The following is a 17,417-nucleotide window of genomic DNA, read 5'->3' on the forward strand; positions in this document are numbered from 1 at the left end:
AATATATTCATTATCCGGGGAAAAAACTAATAATTATTTATTAAACTTGAAAATAAAAATAGATTTAAAATGTATTATTATTGACGTAATCTATACAATACTAGGGGTATATTGACTATCAGTAAAAAAAATAGTCACTTTACATAAAATTCAAGAAAAAGCTTATAAAACCCCAGAAAAACCTAGTATTTTGTAAAGTTTTCATGAAGTTACGTCAAAACACTAGCGGTGTTTTTATGGAGTTGCTATAGTTATTTACAGATAGGAAGTAAGAGAAATCTACTAGGATTTCCAACTACAAATATCTACAACACAAAGATTAGTGATAAAACTGTTTTATCTGGTTATTTGTATCAATAAAACTGTTTTTATCAGAGAAAAGACTGACATTAACTATCAAACACAAACAAGGAGTAACAAAATGATCGCTAAGTCCATCAAGAACATTGCATTAGCTACTATCGGAACAAGCTGTGTTGCTTTTGGTATTGCCACTGAAGCTCAAGCGTTTATCGGCACCCTGCAGATATCTAACGAAAAAGGCTTTATGGCAGATATGGATAGCATTGATTTTTTAGACAATGATATAGAGTACTATGGAGAAGGAGTTTTCAGCGACTTTATAGCAGATAGTGATGGTTCAGTTGGTGTTGCTTCCTTAAATCTTCTAGGAGATCCACCGGTTAATTCTTTTTTCCAGTTTGATGATCATAGTCCTTCCGAATTTAACCTTACTTCTATAACTATTTCACCAGACTCCGATATGTTTTTCATGATGTATAATTTGACGGGAACTGTCACACATGGTGATGAGACTTATAACGTTGAAGGTGCTTTAACCAGTCAAATGATGGGAGCTGGTGTAGATGGTTCTTCTTGGTCAGCAACTCTAGTAACTACAACAGTTCCTGAACCAGCAACAATATTAGGTTTAGGTGTGGTAGCTGCTGGTTCTGCTTTCGGTTTGAAAAAGAAGAATAGCTAGTCGTTGAAGTTATTAAAACTTCGTCATCAAGTTTGACTTGATAATAGACCAGTCAATATTGACATACAAATTTGAATTTCTATCTGGTATCTAGGCAGAAGATATTCAAAACACAGGGTATGAGCTAACATTCATCTACTACATAAAAATGAAAAAACCACGGGGGTGAAAAAATCAAGTGATTTTTCACCCTTATATTTTTTTTGTCTGGGTACGGTGGTTCTGCAAGCATATTTTGTTCGGTTGAACTAAGATAGTCAATTTTCATGTTTCTATACAATAGATAGATTTACAACAGTTTTTATTTGAGTAGATCGCAGTTAAAGATATTCCATGGAACTTCCCCACAAAGATGTTGCTTTTGACTATGGGATCTACTCATGTGAAAGTCACTGTAATATACCCTACATTCAATAAACTCATCATCAGAAAAATTTTCTTGATTGATTAAAAATAGGTAAAAAATAGTATTAACAACCGATTTTTTTCGGAATAGTCCAGAAAATTCTAGAGATACAGTGACAGGAGTGAGGTACACCCATCGCGGGCAAGATGCCCGCACTGAGAACGTTTAATTGTTAATATCTGTATTTCATATACTTGGAATCTGCTGTATATTTTAGCCCTTTTCAAATTGATGAACCACATCTTCACAAACAAGACTTGTAGGGACCTTCCATGGAACGTCCCTACAGTAGTCTACTCAAATGAAAACTGCTGTTTATCGTCCGGAAAAATATATTATTTTTCTCAAAACACGCCAAAATACTGAAAGTATCGGAATATTTTTAGCAAATTTTTATCACTCCAAAAACATATATTAATTTCCGGAAAAACTAATAATTATTTATTTAAACTTCAAATCAAAATAGACTAACAATAAACGTATATTGAGACTATATATAGGTTTTTAGGGGATGATCGATATTCTCAAAAAAATATTATTTCGATCGACATTTCAAAAAATCAATCATAAAAATCAAGACAAATGTAGTATTTTTTATAATAAACCCAAAAATAGTAGCAGTGTTTTCATAGAGTTGCTATATTGATTTGCAGATAGGAACAAATGCCACTCACGATCGCACTAAAAATTAGTAACTTGATTCGGTAAATTAGCTGATGGCATTTGTAAGAAATCACAAATAAACTAACAATAGACACAACAAATAGAGGTATTAAACATGAAGAATATGATGATTGCAGCTATCGTTTCTGCTCCTTTAGCAGTAGCTACTGTATTCAACGCTGGTACTGCTAACGCTGCAGTTTTATCCGGAAATTTCAGTTTTGATGGTGCTGGTAATACGATTTCATTTGATGAAAATATGCTAGATTTCGCTGAGGATGGAATTGTTCTATCACTTCAAAATGGCGATTTCGCAGGTCTAGACTCAGATGCCAAGATTTTTGATATTTCTTCTGGTCTTGCAGCTCTTGATGGTATGGATACAGTCATGGCACCTGTCAAATTTATAGAATTGAGCGATGGAACTACTTTAAATCTGACATCATTTAATGATTTCACCTTCACTCCTCAATTTGGAACAACCGATATCAACTTAGGATTCAGTGGATTCTTTTTAAATGATGGAGATATGACTGATGCTATGGGTAGTATCACTTTCCAAGTAATTGGTCAATTAAATGAAGATAGTTTTGCAGGTGACGAAACATTCCAAGCTAGTTTTTCTGGTGTAGTATTTGGAACAGAAGACACAGATGACAGTGTAAGAGTTTCTGAACCAGGAACAATATTAGGTTTAGGTCTGGTAGCTGCTGCCTCTGCTTTCGGTTTGAAGAAAAAGAATAGCTAGTCACTGAAGTTATTAAAGCTTAGTCGTCAAGTTTGATTTGATAATTGAGCGGTCAATATTGACTACGAGCTTGAATTTCTATCTGGTATCTAAGCAGAAGATATTCAAAATACAGGGTATTAGCTAACACTCATCTACCACAGAAAAATGAAAAAACCACAGGGGTGAAAAATCACTATATTTTTCGCCCTTAACAAAAGCATTATTTTTTCATGCTTGGCATCACCAAGCGATTTCATAACCCCATAACCCCATAACCCCATAGCACCATAACCCAGTGATGCCCTAACCTCATAACGCTATATAGAAAAAATATTTATAATTATGAATAGATCCGGCCTTACGCAAAAGACAAAATTATACACCATTTGTACTAGGGGTTAACGGCCGTTAACCCCTATGATATATTGTGGTTATGCGTAAGTCTTGTAGATATTACATTTAGCTTAGGCTGCGATCGTCAAGGCCAATTTCCCATGACTTGATACAAAGCGATCCATAATGAGATCAGTAATTCAGCTTAATATTAAGTAATTCAGCTTAATATTAAGTAATTCAGCCGAATATTAAGTAATTCAGCCGATCTTACATCGAGATACTCGGAAAAACTGTATCAGCTTGGGAAGGCTAAAAATAACAAGGATGTAGTTGCAAAAAATATAGGTAGAAACTATGAATTTTCGTACATTTAACGGCAGTAACAATAACTTAGATAATCCCCAATATGGTGAAACAGGTGAAAATTTGCTTCGTTTAGCACCAGCAAATTATGGAGATGGCATAGATCAATTAGCTGACGGCCCAAATGCTAGAGTTATTAGTAACACCGTATTTAACCAATCAGAATCTATTCTAGACTACCGAAATTTAAGTGATTATACGTGGTTATGGGGACAATTTCTTGACCATGATGTCACTTTGAGCGAGCTACAGTCAACGGATACAGGAGAAATTATTAGCATTCCTATCCCTAACGACGACCCTGTTTTTGCACCAAATTCATTTATTCCTGTTACTAGATCGCTCTTTGATGAAAATACTGGCACTGACCCGACAAACCCCCGCGAGCAATTTAACGAACTTACAGCTTGGATAGATGGCAGCAACGTATATGGTAGCGACCAAGAACGCGCTGACTGGTTACGCAGCTTTGACGGTGGAAAATTAAATGTAACCACTCACTCCACAGGAGATTTAATGCCAACTAGAGGGGACGATCCAAATGCACCTCACATGTCGATGGAAGAAGCAATGGGTCCAAGCACCTTTGTTGCAGGAGATGTAAGAGCAAATGAAAACTCAGCTTTAGCCTCAATACACACTCTCTTTGTACGGGAGCATAACCGGATCGCTGAAATTATTGAAGCTACTCATACAGACTTACACTTAGACCCTATTGAGCGCGATGAACAAATTTATCAACGGGCCCGTAAAATAGTAGGGGCCCAAATGCAGAAAATTACTTATGACGAATTCTTGCCTGCTTTGGGCGTGACTCTCGATCCTTACACTGGTTATGATTCAACTGTTAATCCTAATATCAGTACAGAATTTTCTACAGCAGGTTTTCGTTTGGGGCACACTTTAGTTAGTTCTACTCTACAACATCTAAATGAAGATGGTAGCTCTACAGAATTTGGCCCACTAAACTTATCTGAAGTTTTCTTCCGGCCAGATAGTATTACTGACAAAGGAGGAATAGACCCTGTATTGCGTGGTTTAGCTTCTCAGGTACAGCAGGAAAGAGATGCAAAAGTAATTGATGATTTGCGGACTCAATTATTTGGTCCTCCCAGTGAAGGGCCAGTGGTAAATGGAACAGATTTGCCTGCTCTGAATATTCAGCGTGGGCGGGACCATGGTTTGGCCAGTTATAATGATGTTAGGGAAGCATTGGGTTTACCTAGGAAAGATAATTTTAGTGACATCTCATCTGACCCAGAATTGGTGGCATCACTAGAGGCGGTTTATAGTGATGTTGACGAAATTGACCTGTGGGTGGGAATGTTGGCAGAAGATAATTTAGAAAATTCTAGTATTGGAGAGTTGAATGAAGCAATTTTAGAGGACCAGTTTGAAAGATTGCGAGATGGGGATCGCTTCTGGTATGAAAATGATCCTCACTTTGCTAAGTGGGAGTTAGGCGATGATGGTTTGGTTTCAGATTGGTTAGGTGGCCTTCAGTTGTCCGATATTATCAAGGCCAACACTGGAATTGAAAATATTTCTGATAATGTGTTCTTTGTTAGTACTTCTGTCCCTAATATTAATGATGGCGGACCTACTTCTTTAATTATCCTGGCTAGTTTTTTGATCGTTGGTCGTCTATGGAAGAAGTTATCAACAGCTAAGAGAAAGTCCAGCGATCGCTGTTAATATTTTGTCCGTTGGTATCGTTTGTGTAAACCCAAGGAGAATGTCTGGAAATTTAAGTTTTTTTCTTGCTCTTAAGTCTTCCTATTTCTTCCCTCTTCCTTCTTCCTTCTTCCTTACCTTTGCGCTTACAATACGGATGCTACCGGACATAAATTCATAAATAGTAGGATAATTGCATACAATGTTCCTACATAATGATGAGCGATCGCTAATAAACCAGCAACCGCTCTAAAAATTGATTTCACAGATATTTTTTTGTAATCAGGTTTTTGTAAAAAATCTAAGTATCTTATGATTGATTTGAAATAATGCTTAGGTTGAAGCAAGCGATCGCTGTTTTTTTTTAAGACTCTGATAGTTTAACTAATGTAGGATATTATTGATTAGACCATAGCGATCGCACAGACAACAATCAACCTTGAGATTAGGAGTTTTTCTTACGGCGGCTAGTTACTATACCTGCAGTAACTACACCTAGACCAAATAATACAGTTGGTTCAGGAACATCTACCTTCATTTCCCCCACTAAAGCACCAGAGAAGGTTGCGCTTGCAGCATCACTAGTTCCATTGAAAATACTCTGAACTTCTGCAACACTTGTATCTGCTAGCTGAAGTGTTAAGTCACCTTTACCGTGGGTTTTGTGGCCATTCTCATCCTCAAAAAATCCATGAAGAGATACTAATATATCTACATTAGGATTATCTGGCATCTGCATTAAATCTATTGTAGACTTAGTTAGAGAAAAGGTATTAATACCATCTTCTATGCTACCGGTACCGCCACCAGCATCTACTCCAGGAAAATCTAAGTTACCAAAATCTAAAAAGGGATTGGTAAAATAATCTACTGTATATGAAGTACCAGTAGTACTTCCATCAAAATTTAAGGGGCCTTGAATCCCTGCCGAGTTAAAATTCACAAAACTTCCATTGGTAACAGCAAGTCCTACTGGACCTGGGTTTGGATCGAAAGTTAACTGACCTTGTGACAATTCGATAGTGGTCATGACACTACCTATACTGAAACCCCCAGTTAATCCACCAGCGTTAGCAACACCAGCACCAGCGAAAGCAGTACCTAAAGCGAAAGGAAGAGCAGCGATGGAAGCAACGATTTGGTTTTTCATTTTATAGACTCCTAATAAATTAGTTATTTGTTAATTGAGTGACGATGAGGATAACACTTAGATTCGTACTTGTTCAATACTTCACTTGAAGATTGATACTTCTCAGTAGTTTTAAATGACTATAAAAATCTAAGTATCTTAGATTGATTTGAAATAGTAGTTAGGTTGAAGCAAGCGATCGCTATTTGTTCTACACTTTTAAACTGTGACTTATGTAGATATTATTGCTGAGACCAGAGCGATCGCACAGACAACAATCAACCTTGAGATTAGGAGTTTTTCTTACGGCGGCTAGTTACTATACCTGCAGTTACTACACCTAGACCAAATAATACAGTTGGTTCAGGTACTTTTTTCATTTCCGCCACTAAAGCACCAGAGAAGGTTGCGCTTGCAGCATCACTAGTTCCATTGAAAATACTCTGAACTTCTGCAACACTTGTATCTGCTAGCTGAAGTGTTAAGTCACCTTTACCGTGGGTTTTGTGGCCATTCTCATCCTCAAAAAATCCATGAAGAGATACTAATATATCTACATTAGGATTATCTGGCATCTGCATTAAATCTATTGTAGACTTAGTTAGAGAAAAGGTATTAATACCATCTTCTATGCTACCGGTACCGCCACCAGCATCTACTCCAGGAAAATCTAAGTTACCAAAATCTAAAAAGGGATTGGTAAAATAATCTACTGTATATGAAGTACCAGTAGTACTTCCATCAAAATTTAAGGGGCCTTGAATCCCTGCCGAGTTAAAATTCACAAAACTTCCATTGGTAACAGCAAGTCCTACTGGACCTGGGTTTGGATCGAAAGTTAACTGACCTTGTGACAATTCGATAGTGGTCATGACACTACCTATACTGAAACCCCCAGTTAATCCACCAGCGTTAGCAACACCAGCACCAGCGAAAGCAGTACCTAAAGCAAAAGGAAGAGCAGCGATGGAAGCAACGATTTGATTTTTCATTTTATAGACTCCTAATAAATTAGTTATTTGTTAATTGAGTGACGATGAGGATAACACTTAGATTCTTATATTGTTAACTACTTAACTTGAAGATTGATATCTCTCAGTAGTGTTAGCGTTTTGTGAACCTCTCTTGCCCTCACGAATATAAACTAACTAATTCCACCGAGGCTTTGCAACCCTTTTTGCAAGATTTCACTGAATCTTTAAAAACTGTACTATAAATTTCACTCTAAAATTAATGGTATTTACTCAATATACTTACAGTTTTAAAGTTAGTTTAATCACATATTAAACCGTATAAACAACTAGGCCAATAGTCGTAAGTATATTTAGTTAATTGATTTTACTTACTTAACATATATATAAAATGAGGAAAAGAAACTTTACATAGATTTTCAGCCCAATTTTAAATAATTAGTCTATACAGCTTAGTGATGTAACTAAGTATTTTCTAGTAAGCCAAAGTAAACTTTTATCGAAAATAATAAGTTTTTGTGAAGCGTATGCCAGATCATTTACAAAAGTTCACTAGATGTGATAAAAGGCAAAAATTTAATTAAAATGTATACAGATAAACATAGACAGGACTTACGCAAATTGACTGTTACACCACCATCTGTAGGGGCGAATGGTATTGGCTAACGCCAAGCTCCGCTAACGCCCTCGCTATATATAGAGTCTCTGCGTAAATCCTGATAGAAAAAAAGTTAGACAGAAGTCCAGGAGGACAGTATCTGACAACTGACGATAAAAATAAAACAATAGTCTTGAAAGTTCAAGGGAAATTCAAAGGGGATAAAAAATCTTTACTGAGGAGAAATGTAGGGGATGATTATTAGGCTTTAGATTTAGATATTATCAAGGCCAATACTAAAAGGGAATAGAGAATAGAATTTTATGGCCAAAGATTACGAAAAATAATTTTGTCAGTGACTGTTACTTCTGTTGCTGATGTGAAATAAATAGCAAGTTTATTTTCTGGACATACCTAATATTAATAGGCCAACTGACTTAATTATTCTGGCTAGTTTTTGGATGATTCTCAACACTGATCATATCTGGGGCCATCGTTAACTAATAAATCAATTGTCGGAGTATTGCATAAATGTTTCTATAACTAATAAGCGATCGCTATGTCATTAGCGATCGCTCTAAAATTTGATTAAACAGATATTTTTTTATAAGTATAGATGTATAGATGTAAAAATCTAAGTATCTTATGATTGATTTGAAATAATGGTTAGGTTGAAGCAAGCGATCGCTATTTTTTTTCTACACTCTGATAGTTTCACTAATGTAGGATATTATTATTGCTGAGACCAGAGCGATCGCACAAACAATCATCAACCTTTAGTTTAGGAGCTTTTCTTGCGGCGGCTAGTTACTAAACCTGCAGTCACTACACCTAGACCGAATAATACAGTTGGTTCGGGTACTGTTTCCATTTCTGCCACTAAAGCAGCAGAGAAGGTTGCGCTTGCACCAGGATTATCTCCATTGAAAATACCCTCAACAAATGCAACATTTGTATCTGCTAGCTGAAGTGTTAAATCACCTTTACCTTGGGTTATGTTGCCATCCGCATCCTCAAAAGTTCCATAAAGAGATACTAATATATCTACATTAGGATTACCTGCCATCTGCATTACATCTATTGTAGACTTAGTTAGAGAAAAGGTATTAATACCATCACCTATGCTAGTTGTATCTCCAAAAGGTATTCCAGGAAAAGTTAAGTTACCAAAATCTAAAAAGGGATCGGCAAAAGAAGTTACTGTATATGGAGTACCAGTATCTCCATTAAATGTTAAGGGACCTTTAATCGCTGCCGAGTTGAAATCCAGAAAACTTCCAGTGGTAACAGCAAGTCCTACTGGACCTGGGTTTGGATCGAAAGTTAACTGACCTTCTGACAATTCGATAGTGGTCATGACACTACCTATACTGAAACCCCCAGTTAATCCAGCAGCATTAGCAACGTCAGCACCAGCGAATGCAGTACCTAAAGCAAAAGGAAGAGCAGCGATGGAAGCAACGATTTGGTTTTTCATTTTTTAGACTCCTAATAATTAGTTATTTGTTAATTGAGTGATGATGAGGATAATACTTAGATTCTTATATGTTATGTTGAACTACTTAAGTTGAAGATTGATACTTCTCAGTAGTGTTAGCGGTTTGTGAACCTCTCTTGCCCTCACAAATATAATCTAGCTAATTTCACCTAAGTGTTGCAACCCTTTTTGCCAGACTTTACTGAATCTTTAAAAAACTCCACTGCCAATTTTACTCTATTTAATGGTAATCAACGATATATTTATGGAGATACACTATTTTTCTTGTTACATTTATACCAATATTAATAACTAGATTGATAGTCATAGATATATTGAGTTAATTGATTTGACTTACTTGATATATATGAAAAATGAGGAAAAAAAGCTCTATCTAGATTTCCAGCTCAATTATCAGTAATTAGTCTATATAATTCAGTGATGTAACTAAGTATTTTCTACTAAGCTCAAGTGAATTTTCATCGAAAATAACAAGTTATTGTAAAGTACGTTCCAAATTGCTGACAAAAACAGATGTAATATGCTAAACACAAAAATCCAACAAAAATGTCACAATATTAGGACTTACGCATAACAACTAGATATAGGTTAACGGCCGTTAACCCCTACAAATGGTGTATGATTTCCTATGGCGTAAGTTCTGAATATTTTAGATATAAATGTCAGCTAGAAGTAGAGGAGGGTTGGAATTGGCAACTGATACCATTTATCCATGAAGTTGCACTTAATATAAAGATGAGAATAGTTCGTGTAATCAGGTCTGAGCAATAATTATTAAGCGCATTTTTACTATGTCCTAATGTATTCGCGTAGCGCTATAGTATACAATATTGCTAAAACAAACAAATAAGCGATCGCTAATTACTTAGCAACCGCTCTAAGAGTTGATTTCATAGATATTTTTTTATAAGTATAGATGTAAAAATCTAAGTATCTTATGATTGATTTTAAAAATAGTTAGGTTGAAGCAAGCGATCGCTGTTTTTTAAACACTCTGATAGTTTGACTAATATTAGGATATTATTAATTAGACCAGAGCGATCGCACAAACAATCATCAACCTTTAGTTTAGGAGCTTTTCTTGCGGCGGCTAGTTACTAAACCTGCAGTCACTACACCTAGACCGAATAATACAGTTGGTTCGGGTACTGGTTTCATTTCCGCCACTAAAGCAGCAGAGAAGGTTGCGCTTGCAGCATCATTAGTTCCATTGAAAATACTCTCAACTTCTGCAACACTTGTATCTGCTAGCTGAAGTGTTAAGTCACCTTTACCGTGGGTTTTGTGGCCATTCTCATCCTCAAAAAATCCATGAAGAGATACTAATATATCTACATTAGGATTACCTGCCATCTGCATTACATCTATTGTAGACTTAGTTAGAGAAAAGGTATTAATACCATCTTCTATGCTACCGGTACCGCCACCAGCATCTACTCCAGGAAAATCTAAGTTACCAAAATCAAAAAAGGGATCGGCAAAAGAAGTTACTGTATATGGAGTACCAGTATTTCCATTAAATTCTAAGGGGCCTTTAATCGCTGCTGAGTTAAAATTCGTAAAACTTCCAGTTGTAACAGCAAGTCCTACTGGACCTGGGTTTGGATCGAAAGTTAACTGACCTTCTGACAATTCGATAGTGGTCATGACACTACCTACACTGAAACCCCCAGTTAATCCAGCAGCATTAGCAACACCAGCACCAGCGAATGCAGTACCTAAAGCGAAAGGAAGAGCAGCGATGGAAGCAACGATTTGGTTTTTCATTTTTTAGACTCCTAATAATTAGTTAGTTATTTACTCAGTGATTATGAGGATAATACTTAGATTCTTATCTGTTGAGCTACTTAAGTTGAAGATTGATACTTCTCATTAGTGTTAGTGGCTTGTGAACCTCTCTTGCCCTGATGAATATAATCTAGCTAATTTCACCTAAGTGTTGCAACCCTTTTTGCCAGACTTTACTCAATCTTTAAAAAACTCTACTGCAAATTTTACTCTATTCAATGCTGTTTTACCAGAGACATTGACGGAATTAAAGTATATTTAATCACATACATAACAGTATTAACAAATTAGATAAATAGTCGTAGATATATTTAGTTAATTGATTTTACCTACTTGATACATATGAAAAATGAGGAAAAAAAAGGTTTATACAGACTTCAAGTCCAATTCTAAGTAATTAGTCTACACAACTCAGTGATGTGACTAAGTATTTTCTACTAAGCTAAGTTGAATTTTGAGCGAAAATAACAAAATATTGTAAAGTACGTTTCCAATTACTGACAAAAAATCTATAATATGCTATAGACAAAAATCTAGCTAAAATGTCACAATAATAATATGTAGATATAAGAAGTCAGCTAGAAGTAAAGGAGTCTTCAGATTGGCGACTGACAATGTCCAGAAAACAGAATTAATTAACGTACATCTTAAATTTAATTCTGACTCCTGTACGGGCGATTTCCTCCGGAATGCTCCGCAAACGCGTTTGCGACAGCATTCGGAACGAAATCGCCCCTACTGTCTTCCTGACTTTTTCTTAACAAAAGTCCTTTTTTGTAATTAAGGGAAACTCTTATGGCTAATACCAGCAATTTTCGTCAAGCAATTCGTGAGGCCCAAAGTCAAAACCTAGTTGGCCCTAATGTGATTTCTAATGCTCTACCTTTTGTAGGTAGTGGCCTAATTCTCACAGCAGTAGGTACTTTTGGTGGCCTACAAGTGCTGCAGTCTAACCCTAGTATATTTCTGCCCACACTCTGGGTAGCACTGATCGGCGAATTAGCATTATTTTTTATTGCCCGTGGAATTGCGGAGAAAGGCAATAATAACGTAGCTCTACCTTTATTAGCTACTTACAGCTTATTATCCGGCTATACCCTGAGTGGTTTAGTATTTGTGGCCTTAAAAACCCCAGGAGTAGGTATTGGGGGAGTAGGTTTTGCTGCCCTCGGTTGTGGTGTCACCTTTATAGCAGCTCGTCAAATAGGCTCAAATCTATCTGAAGAAGATGGCATGGCCTTGACTAAAACTGTCAGCCTGGGAGTAATGGCTCTCTTAGTAGCACTTGTCGGCCAAGTTATTTTTAGCTTTTTCGGTGTTTATACTCCAAGCTGGTTAGAAATAGGTATTTCTGGCATAGGTGTATTTCTATTTGCTGGCGCTGCAGTAGTAGATTTCTACATCTTGCCCCGTACTTATCGCGACGAGCAGTATATTTCCGCAGCTCTCTCAATGTACTTAACTTACATCAACCTATTCATCTTTATTCTGCGACTTTTGATAGCTATTAATAGTCGCGAGTGACATACTCCCACGCTGATTCTTGTAATCAGTGTGGGCTACGAGCGCGACTTCTCTATGAGAACATTGACTGAGCTAGCACGGGATGCCCCACCGCTCCAATTAAATTAGTTAGAATAGGCTTAATTGTACGCCTTCATATCCTTCAAACCTTGTTGTTGGTAGTAGGTTTTTAATCAAAGCCTTTGCTCTATTCTTGATATTAATTGCAGCATTTAAGTCACGCCCAATTGATAGATTACATTGAGGACAATTGTGCTTTCTTTGAGCTAAAGTTTTCTTGACTTTATGTCCACAATTACTACATTCAGTTGATGTTCCATGAGGTTTTACTTTGACTATTAACTGACCAGCTCTTCCAGCCTTGTCAGTTAATATTTGATTAAATTGACCCCACCCTGCATCATGTACAGACTTTGCTAATTTAGACTTAGCCATACCTTTTATATTCAGTTTCTCAACTGCTACAATATCGTAATTAGATAATAAATTATTAGCCGTTTTGAAATGAAACTCTTTTCTTGTATCAGCTACCTTTCTATGTTTCTTAGCTAATTGTTTAATTGCTTTTTGCCTACGCTTACTGCCCTTTTTTCTTCTAGATACTTTCCTTTGGGCTGATTTAAGTTTACATTTGCTAACGCAAAGCTTTCCTATGGTCATGCTACCGCAAACGCTAACAGCTTTTCTCAAGTATTTAGGAGCAGGTATAGATTCATTATCAGAAGTTACTACAAAATCAATTAAACCTACATCTATACCTACTATTTTACCTCGTTTTATATCTGGTTTGATTTCGGGTACAGTTTGATCCTCTAAACTAAAAGTGACAAAATAACCGTTAGATTTTCTCGTAACTGATACAGTTTTAATCATAAATCCATCTGGCAATGGTCTGTGAACAATTACTTTGACATCACCTATTTTAGACAACTTGACTTGATTATTAACAAACCAGTGTTGTTTAAATTGAGGATAAACAAAAGTTTTATATTGGTTCAATCCTTTAAATCTTGGTTTACCAAGACGCTTTCCAGACTTATCACTTTTCATCCATCTATCAAAGGCTAACTCAACTCTTTTTGGTACTTCTTGCAATACTTGAGAATGAATATCTTTGTACCATGGTCTATCGATTTTTAATTTAGGTAATGATTGTTTTTGACTATAGTAAGTCGGTTGGTCTTTTAATTCTGGCAAGTGGCAAATTAAAGGACAAGAATTAATTGAGCATCTATTTTGCTTCCACCAATCAAATCTTTGAGCCAACATATAGTTGTACTGGAAACGTAACATTTCCAGAGTTTTATCTATTTTTTCTGCTTGAGTTTTTGTTGGACGTAATTTATATTGGTAAGCAATTCTCATCTCGATATTTCTTGAACTACCAGAATTATATTATCATAGTTTATATACATATTTGCCAGATATTAAAGATGAAAAAAACATGACAAAATCATGACTAATTAATGATTAACAATTATGAATTAGTCAGATAATGTACAAGATAAACGTTGAGAAATTGACACACATTGTAGAAAAAAAATCACGCATTCATCCCACACTGACTAAGCACGCTTTCAGTGTGGGACTTCTGCTTAAAACAGCTAAAATTTGAAAAACTCGGTATTAGTGCTAAACCTAGCACTGAAATCAACCAGGTTTTATTGTATAGTTTATGTTGAATAATGGTTTGTGTATAAGTTAAATATATAACCTGCATGGAAAACCACAAGCTCAAAGAAACAAAAAAGCTGAAAGCTAATTGCTATATTTTTATCGACAGGAGGCGATCGCCATGGAAGTATTAGACATTAAACGAGAAATTGAAAATTTGTCCTCTCGTCTGGGAAAAACCCAGGACTATCTTTGACATTCCGGCACTAAAAGCAAAAATCCAAGATTTAGAGCAAGTTGCAGCTCAACCGGAATTTTGGGATGACCAAACAACAGCACAAAATACTCTGCAAGAGCTTAATGACCTGAAATCCCATCTACAGCAATATCAACAATGGCAAAATAATTTGGAAGATACTAGAGCTATCTTTGAGTTATTGGAGCTGGAGACAGATGAGTCTTTATTGGAGGAAGCTCAAGCAACTATCTCTGGTCTCAACCAGGAATTAGACAGGTGGGAACTACAGCAATTATTGTCTGGTCTCTACGACCAAAATGGTGCAGTTATTACTATTAATGCTGGTGCTGGAGGTACAGACGCTCAAGACTGGGCAGAGATGTTGTTGCGAATGTATACCCGCTGGGGAGAAAGCCATAACTATAAGGTACAGTTGGCAGAAATTTCTGAGGGAGATGAAGCAGGTATTAAGTCTGCAACTCTGGAAATTATCGGGCGCTATGCTTACGGTTATCTGAAAGCAGAAAAAGGTACTCACCGCTTGGTCAGAATTTCACCTTTTAATGCCAATGGCAAACGACAAACCAGTTTTGCAGGAGTGGAAGTGATGCCTGTGCTAGATCATTCTGTAGAGTTGGAAATTCCAGAAAAAGATTTGGAAATTACTACTTCTCGGTCTGGTGGAAAGGGTGGTCAAAACGTCAACAAAGTTGAAACAGCAGTGCGAATTGTTCATATTCCTACAGGTTTAGCTGTGCGTTGTACTCAAGAGCGCAGTCAGTTACAAAATAAGGAAAAAGCATTAGCATTGCTCAAAGCTAGGTTACTGATAATTGCCAAAGAGCAACGCGCTCAAGAAATTGGTGAAATTCGGGGTGATATGGTAGAAGCAGCATGGGGTAATCAAATTCGTAACTATGTTTTCCATCCTTATCAGATGGTAAAAGACTTACGGACTCAGAAAGAAACTACTGCTATTACAGATGTGATGAATGGCGAGCTAGACTCATTCATAGAAGCTTATCTGCGACAGGAAAATCAAATGGTCGAGAGTCAGTCTGCTTAATGTAGGCAGTGCATTAGATTATCAAAATAATTGGGTCGCGCAACCCCGCCTTTTAAGGCGAAATGTTTTTGGAGGGGGACTCAAGTCCCCGTTACAAAAACAACTTCTGTACGGGCGTTAACGATAGTTATGCGAAGCAAACGGCCGTTCGCCCCTACTGACTTCTGACTTCTGACTTCATTATTGGGTCGGGGGCGGGTTTATCTGAATAATTTGTCAGACCATTAACTTAACGCGGAACCCGCCCCTACTATAGAACATTTTAGGTGTGTCACACCACTACTGGACTGTACACTTTATTTATGCAGGGACTCTACATATAGCAAGGGCGAATGCCATTTAGCAAGGGCGAATGCCATTTAGCAAGGGCGAATGCCATTTAGCAAGGGCGAATGCCATTTAGCAAGGGCGAATGCCATTTAGCAAGGGCGAATGCCATTTAGCAAGGGCGAATGCCATTTAGCAAGGGCGAATGCCATTTAGCAAGGGCGAATGCCATTTAGCAAGGGCGAATGCCATTTAGCAAGGGCGAATGCCATTTAGCAAGGGCGAATGCCATTTAGCAAGGGCGAATGCCATTTAGCAAGGGCGAATGCCATTTAGCAAGGGCGAATGCCATTTAGCAAGGGCGAATGCCATTTAGCAAGGGCGAATGCCATTTAGCAAGGGCGAATGCCATTTAGCAAGGGCGAATGCCATTTAGCAAGGGCGAATGCCATTTAGCAAGGGCGAATGCCATTTAGCAAGGGCGAATGCCATTTAGCAAGGGCGAATGCCATTCGCCCCTACTCCCCTACTCCCCTACTCCCCTACTCCCCTACTCCCCTACTCCCCGCTCCCCTACTCCCTACTCCCTACTCCCTACTCCCTCTTTAACCCAAAGTATGTCACAATGAAGATATTTTATCCCACCCAGACTATAATATGTCCTCATGTCAAAGGTCTACAGCACTATCGAGCTAATAGATATCCTGGCTGAAGAGCGCCAAGCTTGTCTGCAAGGCCAGCGCCTGAATTTGGCAGCAACTCCCCGCACGGGAAATCCAGTAGTTGACCATTTTCTCAAACCAGAGGCTTTCCAAAAGTTTACTGCATATCAAGATTTTAAAGCTGCTATTCATCGCTATCAAACAGAATATTTGGTCTCTGGTATTGTGTGGCGACAGGTGACAGTTAATGACAAGACTATTAGTTTTCCTGTAGTCCATGAACAATTAATTGCTTTATTGAGCGATCTAGAAATTTTGCAGGCAGCAAAGGTTTCTGTATTAAATTTCTGGAGTCAGGTGACAATGGGGATGGACTTATATTTAAGTGTGGGTAGCGGTCGAGAGTTTCGCAAAATAGAAATACAAGATGTAGAAGCGATCGCTCAACGTACAGAATGGGCAAATATGTTGAAGTGGGAAAAATCTAATTTTCTGGAGATGCTACTACAGTTAGGATGGGGAAAACCAGAGTTAGCAGCTTATCGTCGCGGTTGGCCTAATTCTGGAAGTGAGTATATTCATGCTGTGAAACCAGGAAAGCAACCTATTTGTTAATATAGCTATCAGCGGTCAGCAGTCAGCAGTCAGCAGTCAGCGTTATATAGTGGTTATGGGTAAGTCCTGTTCATCTAAGTTTTCTGGTGAGTGGTTGGCGATCGCCCGTTTTATATCATGTCCGGTTGAACAGTTATAAATAGACGACGGAGGAGTCAGGAGTCAACCCACCCCTAACCCCGACCGTGGAGGGGAGGGGAACTCAGGAGTCAGGAGGAAAGAAAGGAGAACAGAAGGAGAAAGTTTTTTGATCGCTAATTATCCGGACATGATATTACAGCATATTTCAG

11 protein-coding genes are annotated in these 17,417 nt (G+C 37.4%); 6 read left to right on the forward strand and 5 right to left on the reverse strand.

The window, feature by feature from the left end; genetic code table 11:
• Positions 1 to 421: 421 nt before the first annotated feature.
• The 3 genes from SAGCYANO_RS17725 to SAGCYANO_RS17735 all read left to right on the forward strand — a co-directional run bounded on the left by SAGCYANO_RS17725 (position 422) and on the right by SAGCYANO_RS17735 (position 5,178).
• Positions 422 to 985 (forward strand): PEP-CTERM sorting domain-containing protein, encoded by a 564-nt coding sequence (locus SAGCYANO_RS17725; protein ID WP_202221291.1) that lies wholly within the window; start codon positions 422 to 424, stop codon positions 983 to 985.
• Positions 986 to 2,178: 1,193 nt separating this feature from the next.
• Positions 2,179 to 2,802, forward strand: coding sequence for a PEP-CTERM sorting domain-containing protein (locus tag SAGCYANO_RS17730; RefSeq protein ID WP_237396282.1), 624 nt, complete (start codon positions 2,179 to 2,181; stop codon positions 2,800 to 2,802).
• Between the two features lie 672 nt (positions 2,803 to 3,474).
• Positions 3,475 to 5,178: a peroxidase family protein gene (locus SAGCYANO_RS17735; RefSeq protein WP_202221293.1), complete on the forward strand. Its 1,704-nt coding sequence runs from the start codon at positions 3,475 to 3,477 to the stop codon at positions 5,176 to 5,178.
• Positions 5,179 to 5,602: 424 nt separating this feature from the next.
• Here SAGCYANO_RS17735 and SAGCYANO_RS17740 read toward each other — a convergent pair whose 3' ends face one another.
• The 4 genes from SAGCYANO_RS17740 to SAGCYANO_RS17755 form a co-directional block, all read right to left on the reverse strand.
• Complete coding sequence (locus SAGCYANO_RS17740) at positions 5,603 to 6,307, reverse strand: PEP-CTERM sorting domain-containing protein (protein ID WP_202221294.1); 705 nt, start codon at positions 6,305 to 6,307, stop codon at positions 5,603 to 5,605.
• A 269-nt stretch (positions 6,308 to 6,576) separates the two neighbouring features.
• Positions 6,577 to 7,278: a PEP-CTERM sorting domain-containing protein gene (locus SAGCYANO_RS17745; protein ID WP_202221295.1), complete on the reverse strand. Its 702-nt coding sequence runs from the start codon at positions 7,276 to 7,278 to the stop codon at positions 6,577 to 6,579.
• Positions 7,279 to 8,636: 1,358 nt separating this feature from the next.
• Positions 8,637 to 9,332 carry a PEP-CTERM sorting domain-containing protein gene (locus SAGCYANO_RS17750; RefSeq protein ID WP_202221296.1) on the reverse strand — a complete coding sequence of 232 codons (696 nt, stop codon included), beginning with the start codon at positions 9,330 to 9,332 and terminating at the stop codon, positions 8,637 to 8,639.
• A 1,089-nt stretch (positions 9,333 to 10,421) separates the two neighbouring features.
• On the reverse strand, positions 10,422 to 11,120 hold the full coding sequence (locus tag SAGCYANO_RS17755) for a PEP-CTERM sorting domain-containing protein (RefSeq protein WP_202221297.1): 699 nt from the start codon (positions 11,118 to 11,120) through the stop codon (positions 10,422 to 10,424).
• A gap of 816 nt (positions 11,121 to 11,936) precedes the next feature.
• Between SAGCYANO_RS17755 and SAGCYANO_RS17760 the strand changes: the two genes are divergently transcribed.
• Positions 11,937 to 12,665, forward strand: coding sequence for a Bax inhibitor-1 family protein (locus tag SAGCYANO_RS17760; protein WP_202221298.1), 729 nt, complete (start codon positions 11,937 to 11,939; stop codon positions 12,663 to 12,665).
• 108 nt (positions 12,666 to 12,773) lie between these two features.
• Here the strand turns inward: SAGCYANO_RS17760 and SAGCYANO_RS17765 are convergent, their stop codons facing one another.
• The gene (locus SAGCYANO_RS17765; protein ID WP_237396283.1) at positions 12,774 to 14,030 is read right to left on the reverse strand and encodes a transposase; all 1,257 of its coding nucleotides are present in this window, start codon (positions 14,028 to 14,030) and stop codon (positions 12,774 to 12,776) included.
• A 430-nt stretch (positions 14,031 to 14,460) separates the two neighbouring features.
• On the opposite strand from SAGCYANO_RS17765, the gene prfB reads away from it, so the two are divergent.
• A protein-coding gene (gene prfB, locus SAGCYANO_RS17770; protein WP_202221315.1) for a peptide chain release factor 2 occupies positions 14,461 to 15,583 on the forward strand; the annotation gives its coding sequence in 2 pieces (ribosomal slippage) (positions 14,461 to 14,532 and positions 14,534 to 15,583; 1,122 coding nt in all).
• Between the two features lie 932 nt (positions 15,584 to 16,515).
• Positions 16,516 to 17,127, forward strand: a complete 612-nt coding sequence (locus tag SAGCYANO_RS17775; RefSeq protein WP_202221299.1) for a hypothetical protein — start codon at positions 16,516 to 16,518, stop codon at positions 17,125 to 17,127.
• Positions 17,128 to 17,417 lie beyond the last annotated feature (290 nt).

Origin of the sequence: Okeania sp. KiyG1 (assembly GCF_014132355.1) — a bacterium.
Classification (GTDB): Bacteria; Cyanobacteriota; Cyanobacteriia; order Cyanobacteriales; family Microcoleaceae; genus Okeania.

Excerpts from the sequence above, each read along its gene's own strand:
- SAGCYANO_RS17725 (WP_202221291.1), top strand. The coding sequence starts at position 422 with ATGATCGCTAAGTCCATCAAGAACATTGCATTAGCTACTATCGGAACA.
- SAGCYANO_RS17730 (WP_237396282.1), top strand. The coding sequence starts at position 2,179 with ATGATGATTGCAGCTATCGTTTCTGCTCCTTTAGCAGTAGCTACTGTA.
- SAGCYANO_RS17735 (WP_202221293.1), top strand. The coding sequence starts at position 3,475 with ATGAATTTTCGTACATTTAACGGCAGTAACAATAACTTAGATAATCCC.
- SAGCYANO_RS17740 (WP_202221294.1), bottom strand. The coding sequence starts at position 6,307 with ATGAAAAACCAAATCGTTGCTTCCATCGCTGCTCTTCCTTTCGCTTTA.
- SAGCYANO_RS17745 (WP_202221295.1), bottom strand. The coding sequence starts at position 7,278 with ATGAAAAATCAAATCGTTGCTTCCATCGCTGCTCTTCCTTTTGCTTTA.
- SAGCYANO_RS17750 (WP_202221296.1), bottom strand. The coding sequence starts at position 9,332 with ATGAAAAACCAAATCGTTGCTTCCATCGCTGCTCTTCCTTTTGCTTTA.
- SAGCYANO_RS17755 (WP_202221297.1), bottom strand. The coding sequence starts at position 11,120 with ATGAAAAACCAAATCGTTGCTTCCATCGCTGCTCTTCCTTTCGCTTTA.
- SAGCYANO_RS17760 (WP_202221298.1), top strand. The coding sequence starts at position 11,937 with ATGGCTAATACCAGCAATTTTCGTCAAGCAATTCGTGAGGCCCAAAGT.
- SAGCYANO_RS17765 (WP_237396283.1), bottom strand. The coding sequence starts at position 14,030 with ATGAGAATTGCTTACCAATATAAATTACGTCCAACAAAAACTCAAGCA.
- SAGCYANO_RS17775 (WP_202221299.1), top strand. The coding sequence starts at position 16,516 with ATGTCAAAGGTCTACAGCACTATCGAGCTAATAGATATCCTGGCTGAA.